The sequence below is a fragment of the Bacillota bacterium genome (genome assembly GCA_030705925.1).
Lineage (GTDB): Bacteria > Bacillota > Clostridia > Oscillospirales > Feifaniaceae > JAUZPM01.
Map to the genome: position 1 here is coordinate 22916 of JAUZPM010000021.1, position 11891 is coordinate 34806.

An 11891-nucleotide genomic window follows, 5' to 3' on the forward strand; every position below is an offset into this window, starting at 1 on the left:
TAATGACTGGAGGATATAAAAATGAGAGTTGCTTTGATAACGGGCGCGTCATCCGGCATCGGATTTGAGACAGCGCTGAAATTAAAAGAAAATGGCTTCACCGTATACGGCGCCGCGCGCAGGACGGAGAAACTGCAGGCGCTTACTGAAAAAGGTATACAAACCCTGCCGCTCGACGTGACGGACGAGGCTTCGATGGTTTCCTGCGTCGACACAATCCTGCAAAAAGAAGGCAGGATAGACGTGCTTGTCAACAACGCAGGATACGGTTCCTACGGCGCCATTGAGGACGTCCCGATGGAGGAGGCTCGCCGGCAGATAGACGTGAACCTGTTCGGGCTTGCCCGAATGACACAGCTTGTGCTGCCATCTATGCGGAAGAATAGGTTTGGAAAAATCGTCAACATCTCTTCAATGGCTGGAAAGGTTCACACGCCTTTCGGTGGATGGTATCACGCCGCCAAATTCGCCTTAGAGGGATTTTCCGACTGCCTGAGGATCGAGCTTGCCCCCTTTGGGATAGATGTGATAATCATAGAGCCGGGCGCAATCAAGACAGACTGGGGCATAATCGCAGCGGATAACCTTAAAAAGGCCTCCGCAAACGGCGCTTATGCGGCAGCTGCTGACAGCTCCGCTGACGGGCTTAAGAAAATGTACATGGGAAACAGCATCACAAAGCCGGAAGTTATCGCCGCGACTATCGCAAAGGCGGTTACATCAGCAAGACCAAAGTCCCGCTATCTTTTAGGATATGGCGCGAAGATGTCGGTTTTTGCGAGGCGTGTGCTGAGCGACCGTATGTATGACAGGATGATAAAGAAAGTCATGGGGTAAGAAAGACAGGCGCTCGTAAACACAGAGCGCCTGTTTTTTATAAACGAAAAGGGTGAGGCAATTTCGAAGGACTGTTTTAGCAGTGCGACGGGCAGCCGGGCCCATTGCCTTCGTTATAGGCTGTAAGCTCAGTAGTGTAGAACGGTGCGCCTTCCATGCCTACGCCTGACGGTGAGTCCGCGAGGAACTGATTGGCGTTTTCAATGACGCCTGAAATATAATCACAGGTCGCCCCATTTAATACGTTGAGGTTGGCGGCGAGAAGCTGTTCGTAAAGAGAAGCGTACTCTGCTTTATATGGGTTTGAAGCGGGAGCCGGAGGCGACGTTACGGTACGGTTAAAGACCAGATCTATATTCCCGGAATTTACGATGAAGCTTGTGCCCTGGCTGTCTATGCCGAGGGTTATCGAGCCTCCCGCCAATGTGAGCAGCGCGCCTGTGAGATCCATGTGGGTCTGATAATAACCGATAGTGTAGGTGCAGCCGGGACCCTGGCATACGCCAGTTTTCGGGGTTCCGCAGACGATGCCTTTGGGCATTGCGGTCGCTTCCGCGGAAAAGGTTAGAGGAATTTGAACGCAGATATGCTGACTTACTGAAAAAGTGCAGCTGTCCTGCAAGTATCCAAGGCATCCGCCGATGGCAGGACCGTTTACGCAGGAGGACGAAACTTCTCCGACAACCACATCCGGCGATATCGTTACATCTGCCTGTACGCAGACTGTTTCGTGCGCTGTCGCCGGACACTGTACGGCGGAAAGCGCTGATATAGCTTGCTCAGCGTCCGTGACGCCTGAGCTTGGTATTGACAATAGGATCACACCCTTCTAAATGTCATTTCTAGTTTTAAAAAGCTCCATACACTGCTCCAAAAAGCAGTGTATGGAGCGTAAATCAAATAATTTCAGTTGCTGATATTCGTATATTAGACCGGGCAGTTGCCGGTAGCAGGAACACCGCAAACAAGACCTTTGGGCGTTGCTGTTGCTGTAGCTGAGAATGTCAACGGAACCTGTACGCAGATCTGCTGGCTTACTGAGAATGTGCAGGAATCAACTAATTCGCCTGAGCATTGACCGATGATAGGCCCGTTTACGCAGGTCGATGAAACTTCGCCGACAACGACATTAGGAACTATCGTAACGTCTGCCTGTACGCATACTGTCTCATGGACTGTTGCCGGACATAATGCCGGGGTTGCCGCTGCAACTACCGCAGCAGCTGCTACAGCTTCTGTAGTATCTTTGCATCCGCATGGTTTTGCCAAATTAATCACACCTTTCTGTTTTCTACTTTATTATATTGAACACATTTTTGTTGTGTGACAAATTTGGACATCACTTACTGAGAAAAAATTGAAAAATCAGGACGCGGTTGATAATTTCCGCCTCTTTATCGACAATAAATTCTCTAAATAATAGGTTGTTATGGAAAATACTGAGATTATGCCAAGATGTCCCTTTTCACAGCCAAACTATCCGCCGCTATGCACCTTGGCTTGCTGTATATCTTATGAGCAGACCGTTCCGTTTGTAACCGGGATAGCATTTTAAATATAATCATCACCGCCGGCAAGCATCAGGGACACATACGCGGCATGAACGGCTCTCGAAATGAATAGAAAATAAATATACCCGCAGACGATATTACTGAAAATGTGTCCGCGGGTTGGGATTTTGAATATATTATTAAGACAGGAATTATATTTTTATAATCCTTTTAAGAGGGAGGAGTAATTATGGTTGCTGAAAAAAAAGAAACGGTTTTCACCCGGGTGATGTCTCATTCGTTCAAGGTCTGTGGAAGCAAAATTATGCTTTCGCTTATTCTCTTGTCATTTCTCTTTACGCTCGTTACATACCTTATAGGCATTTTTGCGGACAATGTCCTTGCTTCGGAGACGTTTTTAAAAAACATGCTGAAATTTATATTTAATGCTTTGGAGTACGTCGCTTCCTTTATAATCCCTGTTGCTGCAGCTATTGCGGCAGACCGGCTGGACGAAGGGGCGCAGATAGGATCTAGAGAGCTTTTACATAAGGTGTCTGAACGCTTTTGGCGGTCTGTCAAAAATTTATTGATGTTTTCATTATTTGTTCTTGCAACTGTCTTAGTGCCTATCATCCTGGGCGAATTGTTCCACGGAATATTCGGAATGCTTATATTCTGGCTCGCGATATTGGTGATGTTTTTTGATTTATTCATCTTCATGTATTTTCCGGCAACTATCGCTCTTGACAATATTGAGCTGAGCCCCTTTTGGAAAAGCAGCATAGTTGTGCTTGATAACCCGGGAATTTCGCTTGCGTTTGCTGTTCTGCTTGGCGCCTTATCCAGCGTGGTTGCACTTATTCCGCTTATACATTTTGGCATCGGCAGTTCAATAGTCAGCGATATAATTAAAAAATCGATCGGATTTATATATACTAGTTTCATTTCGACATTTTCAGTCTGCGTAACGACGCTTTTGTATAAACGGATAAAAAGCTATTAAAAAATAACCTGCTTTTTTGTTTATCGAAACTATTAAGCATTAAACATCAAAATGGCTCCGGCTATCATGATAGCCGCGCCTAGAATCCTTGTGATAATGGCTGCTTTCTTTATGCCCAGCATCGAGAAGGTTTCAGGCGTCGCAAACGGGAAGAGCAGGGCGGTAAGCCCCAGAAGAGAAAGCCCTCCCCAAACGTACATCAGGTTGGGCGTGGTAAAAGCGGTATACACTATAAGGCATATCGACGCGATGACGCCGAGCCAGAAAAACGGTAAAGTGAAATCGACATATCTGTAGAATCGCTGCGCCTTCTTTACGCAGGTTTCGCAGCAGCAGGTGATGGGCTCATTCTTTTTGCCCGCTGTGGCGGTATGTGGTGTTTCAATTGATTTGCCGCAGTATAAACATTTTTCCATTTTTTTACTCTTTTCTCTTGAAAAATATATACAATTTTAGTATAATAGTTAAAAATATACAAAGCTGTTTAAGTTTTGCAAGTTCTATGATAGAATTCAATTATAAATAAATCAAGAGATAAAGTAAAATTCTTTGTAATTTAAAAATTCCAGTAAGGTTTTAGCGGTGACAGTGTTCACACGAAGTGGACAAGCTTCAAAGGTGAAATACGTTTTGAGGAGTTTCAGTCAGGAAACCAGAGGATTGAAACGTATCATAATAGCAGTAAGTATGAATGGAAGCGGTGAATCCTTTAGAAAAGGGGTGAAACCAGAAAGTGGGGCTGAGCGCCCAGGCGATCCTCATTAAAAAGAAAGGAATTTAAAACGGGAACACGGGGCTTCCCACCCTAAACAGATATATAAATGATCGGAGTTGAATAACGGGTTTTCCCGAATGCATCGTGAAAGATTACTGAAAATCCAGCCTTAAATCAGCGCAAGCTTTTTAAAAGCATAACACTTTTTCGTTATTTAAGGATGGTCGATATGAAACAATTTAATATTAGAAAACGCCGGAGAATCAGTCCAGCTGTTATGGCGAATATTGGATTGCTCATCGCTTTTGCGGCTTGCTTTGCATTATCCATTTTCGATTTTGTTAAAGGTATCACTGACGAGAATTTTTCAGATTCTCACCGGACTTTTTGGGAAAATTTCCTTTCGAATACCAGGTTTCTAAGCGAGTCATGGTTTTGGGGCCTTTTATTAAGCACCGTGACGGAGCTTTGTGAACTTGCGTTTTTCGGCGGCGTCATTGTGCTGTTGCTAGGGAAGATTATGACACTGATGCCGAAATATTCAAAACTAAGGGGTATTTTGACAGTTTTCTTTATACTAACGCTGTTACTGCCCTCTGACGTATACGGCGCATGGTGGATAAGCGCCGCCGGGGGCAAAACTGATTTGCTGATGAAGCATGGAAGGGACGCGTGCCTTTTTATCCTTGCTATGCGCTACAGCGTCATACCCGTAGTTTTGATACACGTTCTCGGTATGGTGAACAGAAAAGTAGACCGCTTTTTACCGCTCAAGGCCGCTTGCCTCTCGTTTATGACAGTGTTTGTTCTGCCGCTGCCCGATTTTCTTTCTATGTCTATACTGCTTAAGAACGACTTGACCAGCACCCTGTTCTGCTATATGAACGTACTGAATGTCTTTAACAAAGACGATATAAAAATGAATGTCGCACTGCTTCTTATGCGGCTTTTATTCATCGCTGTGATGTTTGTTCCGATAAGCCATATCCTCAAGGATCTGTTTATTACAGAGAAAACGATGATAGAGTTCGTTAGCATAAGATCCAAAATGCTTGGAGGTCTCACAGCGTTTATTATACTTTCCGTCATATACTTTGTTCCCTATATTGTAAGCGGGCACCGCCTCTACCTAATTTATAAACTGCCGGAATTTTTTAATATCCTGAAATGGCTGTTCGTTTCCGCCATTCCGGCAAGCGCCGCCGCCGCACTTGCAGTATTTCTGAGTAAATTTGCACTGGGAAACGGTCTGTCACGGAAAATCGGGACTATTCTGCTCACGGCTGTCACCATTTTTGCCAGTCAGCATTACTTTTTCAGCGACTTTCTGCTCTCAAAAAACAACATCGGCACTGCGCTCGGTTCGGCTTCTTTTTCCGCACTTTCTGTCTGGACGGTCTATACTATCCGCCGCAGGTCGGGTTTCATCTCGAAAAGGAGGATGTGGCAGATCTGGCTTGGAGTGACGATGTTTATGACCGGCTGGACATACGGAAACACCATGCCTGCACTAATGTATTTCGGAACGTTTCCGGAGATGCCGATGTACAAATTCCACATGATGGTCAATTCTGTGATTTTCCCGCAGATCAGTATAGGTTTGTACGGCTTTTTAGCCGCGGTGCCCGCCGTTGCCTTGTGCTATTCGGCTTTTGCTGTGATCAGCGATGCTGTCATGCCAATGGGGGACAGGGAAGTGTTGAAGATGATGAGGGAACTTGAAGAAACTGATTTTACGAAAGTTTCGATGCTATAAAAAGAATATTTTTTAGTTTCGGGTGTTATATGCTCTAAGTGACTTCTTAATCATGATTTTTCTCATGGTTAGTGAACACTTAGAGCATTTTACACACAGGAGGGCGAGAACATGAGCAACGTAGAATCACTCCACTATACGAACGGCTATCCCGTGACGATGAGCTGCAAGGCGAAAGCAACAGCATATCTCACCAGAAGCAAATGCTGGAGGACTACGCCCGGCGGAACGGCTTTCCGCGCCTGACCCATTTCACCGACGACGGCATAAGCGGCACCCGGTTCGACCGCCCTGGCTTTACTGCCATGATGGAGGAAGTTGAAGCAGGGCATGTAGAGGCTGTCATCGTAAAGGACATGAGCCGCTTGGGGCGTGATTATCTCAAAGTTGGCCAGATCATGGAGATTCTGCGGCAGAAAAACGTCCGGCTGATTGCCGTCAATGACGGCGTTGACAGTGCCCGAAACGATGACGATTTTACCCCCTTCCGGAACATCATGAACGAGTTTTTCTTGCGCGATACCAGCCGTAAAATTAAATCCGTTTTCAAATCTAAGGGCATGACCGGCAAGCATCTGACCGGCACGGTTATTTACGGCTACCTGTGGGCCGATGCAGCGGGGACGCTTGATAAAAGTGTCCCCGTTGTTCCACAGTTAACACGCCTTTTATTTCCGGCTAGATGCACTGGCACTCTTACAACTAAAGAAAAATATCATATCAAATTAAATCCTTTTTGCGTTTAACATCGTTTATATATATGGAGATCGTTTCAACAATGAAAGGGGGAGGGACCAAATATCGTTGTTCTCTACACAAAGGAGTTAAATTTATGCGCGAACGAAAATCATTGGCGGCAAAACTAGGTACATCTGAAGCGGGTTTGCACCTTGCCAGCCTTCCTGAAAAGGGTGATAATAAGTGTAATTGCCACAGGGGCAATCGGCAATCACGGGACAGAGCGGTATAATATAACCGATGTATCTGACATTTAACGCAACTACTTGCCGTGATGTTGTAAACTTATTCTGGAGAGGAGGCGGAAGCAATCGAGGATCATGTATTAATACGCCGGATACTGAATGGCGATAAGATGGCTTTTGACATTCTGGTGCAAAAACACTACCAAAATATCTACAGCTATTGCGTCAGGCGAATCGGATACGATGCTGCCGCCGACCTGACACAGGAGGTTTTTCTTAAACTGGTCAAAACAATTTACGCCTATCGTTTTACTGGCAAGTTCACAAGTTTTCTTTTTACAATCGCGGTCAATACCTGCAATGATTATGCGAAAAAGCCGCATCGGTCCTGTGAGGATATCGATTGCTTGCAGGAATCTGACGGACATCCGGCACCATTGGAAAAGGTCTTGGATTCTGAGCAGGCAGAAATGATCCGGCACGAGCTTGACGCACTCTCCGACACTCAAAAAGACGCGATTATTCTTTATTATTATCACGGCCTAAAGGCAAAGGATATCGCAAAAATTACGGGTGTCGGTGTGCCGACTGCAAAGTCACGTTTAAAGCAAGGTATGGACAAGCTAAAAAAATCCTTTCAGAAGGAGGATTACTTTGAAAAACAATGACTATTTGAACAAAATACTGTCACAGTTTACGGTTTCCCCAGCGAGGGAGAGCGACATTTCACAAACGGTGCTGATGGGGCAAAATGAACTTTACAGACTGAGGCGCAGTAAGACGCCTCGTATGAGCTTGGTTTTAGAACAACTCAAATTCATTTCTCCGCTGCTTTGGGTCACACAGTTACTTACCATTCTCTTAATGGTGATACTGTCTGTGAATCTGATGAACCCATATTTAGAAGTACGGCAGATTTTATTTACCATAACGCCGCTGCTGGCTTTATTTGCCGCGCCGGAGCTTATTAAAAGCGTTATCTACGATATGTCTGAGCTTGAAAACGTTTGTAAGAACAGCGCGTCGAAGGTCTTATTGGCAAGGTTTATTGTGATAGGTTGTGCCAACCTTGTGGCAATTACTATTGTAACCGGCATCGTTTCAGCCCGATATGGTATGACATTTACGCAGGTCATCCTATACGGGTTGGTGCCGTTCAACATTGTTAACGGATTGAATCTGCTCGTTTTTGATCTTTTTAAGGTGCATTCTTCTTTCATCGCGATGGCCGTTTCCCTTTGTTCGGTCGTTATGATGAAGGTCATCACAGAACTGAGCTTCTTTGCCGCAATCGGCGAAATTGCATGGAGCATTTTATTTTTGAGTACGGCGCTGTGGCTGCTCGCGGAGCTTTGCCGATTTATGCGTTCACAGACAGAGAGGGAGGAATACCTGCAATGGAATTAACTATTCAGTCACTTACGAAAAAATATGGGAGCAAGCTGGCTGTTGACCGTTTTTCTGCTACTTTTACCGAAGGCGTTTATGGCTTGCTTGGTGCCAACGGTTCGGGTAAAACGACGCTGATGCGGATGATGTGCGGCCTTCTGAGGCCAACATCGGGAGAGGTTTCGCTCGACGGTGTCAGCATCAAAGATTTGGGCGAAGGTTACCGGGAGCTGCTTGGCTATCTGCCACAGAATTTCGGGTATTATCCAGACTTCACCGCATGGGATTTTATGATGTATTTATCCTCATTGAAGGGCTTATCAAAATTGACCGCGAAAGAGCGATGCGGGGAGCTTCTTGAAAAGGTTGGACTGTACGATGTCCGAAAGAAGAAAATCAAGACCTATTCCGGAGGCATGCGCCAGCGGCTGGGTATTGCGCAATCTCTCATCAACGATCCGAAGATTTTGATTCTTGACGAACCCACTGCCGGACTTGATCCGAAAGAGCGCGCAAAGTTCCGTAACATCATAAGTGACCATTCTACAGGGAAAATTGTATTGCTGTCCACTCATATTGTTTCAGATGTGGAGTATATTGCCGATGAAATCATGATTATGAAGCACGGGCAGCTTTCCCAGCAGGATCACGCAGACCATATCTGCGACAGCATCAGTCGGTTTGTATGGAACTGCGAAGTTTCATCTGATGAAGCGGAGAGCTACAGCGAACGGTTCGTAATCAGTAACTTAAAACATAACGGCGATAAAGTGGAGCTTCGCATTGTATCAGCAACGCAACCATGCGAAAATGCGGTAATTGTCTCGCCCAATCTGGAGGATCTATACCTTTATCATTTTAAAGAGGAAGCATAATGAGGCGCATCATTTGGTTTGAACTAAAAAAGATGATATTGCGTCCGATATCTCTGGCAATCCTTATACTGACTCTTGCGATAAACTGCCTGTCCATCTTTACGGACAGAACCGGGGATTTTGTTTCGCACGATGAAATAATGGCACTGAGGGCAGAGCAGACGAAATATGCCGGCAAGATAGATCAGAACTGGACGGATGAGATAGAGAAAAAAATCACTGCGATTACGGAGAACCCCAAAAATCTGATGTCCGAGGATGAAAAAGAAGCCGTCCGTAAGGAATATATGGAACGCGGATATACGCGAGAATATGTGGACAGCCTGCCGAATTCGGCGTTTCTGAAACCAGAAATCAAAAGCGGCTTGCCCTATGTGGTACTGGAAGGCGCTGAATACTCTTCCAGATTTTACAGCAATGTCAAAGCCCTATCCACATCGCTCGGTGAATATTACCGTGCAAAGTATCAGGGAGAAAAGGGTGAGGTCCTTGCGCAAAAAGCTGAAAATATGTATGGGTATCTTGCGGAGGACTATACTGCGTATTACGATTGTTGCCTGGGCTGGAGCAAGCTGATTGATATGCAGCGCATCTTGCCGCTTACAGTGGGACTGTTTTTGCTCATAGCACTGTCCTCTGTTTTTTCGGGGGAATACAATCAGAAAACCGACAGTCTGCTGTTGTCTGCAAAGTATGGCAGAAGCAAACTGATCGGGGCTAAAATCGCAGCATCCTTTCTGCTGGCGGCGGGGGTATGGCTTTTAATACTGCTTATCAATCTCATTCTCGCAGGCAGTGTTTTCGGCTTGGAGGGAACGCAAACCTTTGTGCAGGACTGGCAGTACAATACTTGTCCCTTCCCCTATACGGAACTGTCCAATTATCTTGCCGTATGCGGCATGAGCTTAACGGGCATAGTCATTTTCACGGCGGTGATTTTGTTCGTTTCCGCAAAGACAAGGAGGCCGTTTATTACGCTGCTCATTTGCGGCGTGGTCCTGCTGTCACCCGTTATCGGGAATATTTCTCAACTCGGTGCGTTTATGAGTGAAATACTCGCCTTTGCCCCTGCCAATACCCTAATCGCCGCCAATCATTTTGCTTTTTTTAAGGCATATTACGTTTTCGGTCACGCAATTTTAATGCAGGCAACCGTGCCTGTAGTTGCCGTTGCGGTATCCGGGCTGTTGATACCTTTCGCGTGCCGAGCATTTGAACGGCATCAGGTAGAGAATTAAGGAGTGAATTACTTGAAAGAAATTATAAGGTTTGAGCTACATAAAAGCATCCGTAAGCCGGTAGTGCTTATAGCATTTGCCGCCATCCTGCTTGTAGATATTCTCTCAATATTTTTGGGGACATTTTCTGGCGAGCCAACTTACGGCTTGCAATATAACAGGGAAAAAGTAAAGCAGCTTCAGAAGGAGCAATCCGTGTTCGCCGGAGTCATCAATGATGCATGGATACAGCGTGTAAAAGATACGGAGAGCGCGATACTGAGTAACCCTGCTAATCAGGTCAGCGCAGAGGAACGCGAGAAAATAACACAGGAGCTGCTTAACGAAGGACTGTCGGAAGATGCCATCAATTCTACTGACAATGTCGCTCGCTTTGTGAAACAGGAAGTACTGTCGAGCCGCGAGTTTGACTGTCTGGAGGAGCCCTCAAGCGCGTCCGGTTTTTATCAAGATGCCGACACAACCGGCAAGCAGGTGGCTGAGAATTACCGTTCGGCCTACAGTGGCGAAAAGGGCGAGGCTCTGGCAGCTAAAGCGGAAGCAATGTACGGCTACCTGAGCAGCGGATATCAGGCGTATTTCGACTATGACTGGGGCTGGTCCAGACTCCAAGCCATGCAGACGGTGCTTCCATTTACCGTTGCGGTGTTCCTTCTTATCGTATTGACGCCCCTGTTTTCATCCGAATACGCAAAAAGGACCGATTCACTTTTGCTGTGCTCCAAGTATGGAAAGAATAAGCTGATCAAAGCAAAAATAATGACGGGATTTATTATTGCAATATCCATCTGGCTGCTGATACAAGTTTTCAACGCCATACTGGTATTTTCACTGTTCGGAATTGAGGGGGCGACAGCTTTTGTGCAGAATTGGTCGGTCAATCCAAGCCCTTACGCCTTTACATGGCTTACAAGTTATCTATCGGTATCTGCAATGAGCTTTTTGGGTCTTCTGTTTTTAACCTCAGCGGTGCTATTCATCTCATCCCGATGCAAAAACGCTTTTGTATCGCTTATTGTAGGAGTAGTTATTATCTTATTACCTGCATTGCATCTTGATATTTTTTCCGGAGATGCCATCAGTAAAATTTTGATGTTCCATCCAGCAAAAGTGCTTATCGGCTCAGACCAGTTCAAAACCTTTGAGGCGTTTTATATTTGTGGAAAAGTCGTTATGCTTTCGATTGCAGTTGCAGTTGTGACCGCTACGTTGTCTGTGTTCATGATATTCGGCACTTATTATAGCTTCAAACGACATCAGGTGAAAAATTAAGTGGAAACAGATTGATATTTGTGGAAATGAAAAGGAAGCCCATATTGCTTATTACTGATGGTTTTTTATGTGATGCTCGGTTTATCTTGATAAAAATTTTTTACAAGTAACTAATACAGCGACGTCAGAGAAAATACCGCCATCATTTAATAATTTCAAAATATTGCAATTGTCCGATTTACATAGTGCCAGTTTTGGAAAAAATAATCGGAGGCTTCTCGAAAGGGTGTATTGAAACCCTTGGTCACTGTGGAGCTGTAACTCTGCGGTGACCGATTCTTTTTCTTTGGCTACTTGGATTGTATTAAGCACAAGATTAATCGTTTGCTCCGTGCCTGTTTTGTGAGCGACGATGCTGTTATCGTAAAGATCACGAATTATGGACAAATA

General features: G+C 45.3%; 13 protein-coding genes and 1 pseudogene. 10 read left to right on the forward strand and 4 right to left on the reverse strand.

The annotated features are described in order from the left end of the window. Window positions 1–15 precede the first annotated feature (15 nt). Window positions 16–837: an oxidoreductase gene (locus Q8865_04930; GenBank protein ID MDP4152774.1), complete on the forward strand. Its 822-nt coding sequence runs from the start codon at window positions 16–18 to the stop codon at window positions 835–837. 76 nt (window positions 838–913) lie between these two features. Here the strand turns inward: Q8865_04930 and Q8865_04935 are convergent, their stop codons facing one another. Both Q8865_04935 and Q8865_04940 read right to left on the reverse strand, forming a co-directional pair. Next, window positions 914–1651 carry a hypothetical protein gene (locus Q8865_04935; GenBank protein MDP4152775.1) on the reverse strand — a complete coding sequence of 246 codons (738 nt, stop codon included), beginning with the start codon at window positions 1649–1651 and terminating at the stop codon, window positions 914–916. Window positions 1652–1764: 113 nt separating this feature from the next. Beyond that, entirely contained in the window at window positions 1765–2106 is a 342-nt protein-coding gene (locus tag Q8865_04940) for a hypothetical protein (protein MDP4152776.1), read from the reverse strand. A 471-nt stretch (window positions 2107–2577) separates the two neighbouring features. Between Q8865_04940 and Q8865_04945 the strand changes: the two genes are divergently transcribed. Then, window positions 2578–3333 carry a hypothetical protein gene (locus Q8865_04945; protein ID MDP4152777.1) on the forward strand — a complete coding sequence of 252 codons (756 nt, stop codon included), beginning with the start codon at window positions 2578–2580 and terminating at the stop codon, window positions 3331–3333. A 32-nt stretch (window positions 3334–3365) separates the two neighbouring features. On the opposite strand, the gene Q8865_04950 is transcribed toward Q8865_04945, so the two are convergent. Further along, complete coding sequence (locus tag Q8865_04950) at window positions 3366–3749, reverse strand: hypothetical protein (GenBank protein MDP4152778.1); 384 nt, start codon at window positions 3747–3749, stop codon at window positions 3366–3368. Window positions 3750–4277: 528 nt separating this feature from the next. On the opposite strand from Q8865_04950, the gene Q8865_04955 reads away from it, so the two are divergent. The 8 genes and pseudogenes from Q8865_04955 (at window position 4278) to Q8865_04990 (ending at window position 11501) form a co-directional block, all read left to right on the forward strand. After that, on the forward strand, window positions 4278–5804 hold the full coding sequence (locus Q8865_04955) for a hypothetical protein (protein ID MDP4152779.1): 1527 nt from the start codon (window positions 4278–4280) through the stop codon (window positions 5802–5804). An 86-nt stretch (window positions 5805–5890) separates the two neighbouring features. Next, window positions 5891–6412, forward strand: a pseudogene (locus Q8865_04960) (recombinase family protein). A 224-nt stretch (window positions 6413–6636) separates the two neighbouring features. Beyond that, window positions 6637–6774, forward strand: coding sequence for a hypothetical protein (locus tag Q8865_04965; protein MDP4152780.1), 138 nt, complete (start codon window positions 6637–6639; stop codon window positions 6772–6774). 123 nt (window positions 6775–6897) lie between these two features. Further along, window positions 6898–7395 carry an RNA polymerase sigma factor gene (locus tag Q8865_04970; GenBank protein ID MDP4152781.1) on the forward strand — a complete coding sequence of 166 codons (498 nt, stop codon included), beginning with the start codon at window positions 6898–6900 and terminating at the stop codon, window positions 7393–7395. Further along, complete coding sequence (locus tag Q8865_04975; protein ID MDP4152782.1) at window positions 7382–8134, forward strand: hypothetical protein; 753 nt, start codon at window positions 7382–7384, stop codon at window positions 8132–8134. The genes Q8865_04970 and Q8865_04975 overlap by 14 nt, the downstream gene beginning before the upstream one ends. Further along, a complete protein-coding gene (locus tag Q8865_04980) occupies window positions 8125–8991 on the forward strand; it encodes an ABC transporter ATP-binding protein (GenBank protein MDP4152783.1) in 867 nt (288 codons plus the stop codon). Before Q8865_04975 ends, Q8865_04980 begins: the two co-directional genes overlap by 10 nt. Then, window positions 8991–10229: a hypothetical protein gene (locus Q8865_04985; GenBank protein ID MDP4152784.1), complete on the forward strand. Its 1239-nt coding sequence runs from the start codon at window positions 8991–8993 to the stop codon at window positions 10227–10229. Before Q8865_04980 ends, Q8865_04985 begins: the two co-directional genes overlap by 1 nt. Window positions 10230–10241: 12 nt before the next feature. Beyond that, complete coding sequence (locus tag Q8865_04990; protein MDP4152785.1) at window positions 10242–11501, forward strand: ABC transporter permease subunit; 1260 nt, start codon at window positions 10242–10244, stop codon at window positions 11499–11501. Window positions 11502–11582: 81 nt separating this feature from the next. On the opposite strand, the gene Q8865_04995 is transcribed toward Q8865_04990, so the two are convergent. Next, window positions 11583–11891, reverse strand: a 309-nt coding sequence (locus tag Q8865_04995) for a hypothetical protein (GenBank protein ID MDP4152786.1), incomplete at its 5' end; no start/stop codon positions are given.

Coding starts and splice junctions, on each gene's coding strand:
- Q8865_04945 (MDP4152777.1), top strand. CDS start 2,578: ATGGTTGCTGAAAAAAAAGAAACGGTTTTCACCCGGGTGATGTCTCAT.
- Q8865_04950 (MDP4152778.1), bottom strand. CDS start 3,749: ATGGAAAAATGTTTATACTGCGGCAAATCAATTGAAACACCACATACC.
- Q8865_04955 (MDP4152779.1), top strand. CDS start 4,278: ATGAAACAATTTAATATTAGAAAACGCCGGAGAATCAGTCCAGCTGTT.
- Q8865_04965 (MDP4152780.1), top strand. CDS start 6,637: ATGCGCGAACGAAAATCATTGGCGGCAAAACTAGGTACATCTGAAGCG.
- Q8865_04970 (MDP4152781.1), top strand. CDS start 6,898: ATGGCTTTTGACATTCTGGTGCAAAAACACTACCAAAATATCTACAGC.
- Q8865_04980 (MDP4152783.1), top strand. CDS start 8,125: ATGGAATTAACTATTCAGTCACTTACGAAAAAATATGGGAGCAAGCTG.
- Q8865_04985 (MDP4152784.1), top strand. CDS start 8,991: ATGAGGCGCATCATTTGGTTTGAACTAAAAAAGATGATATTGCGTCCG.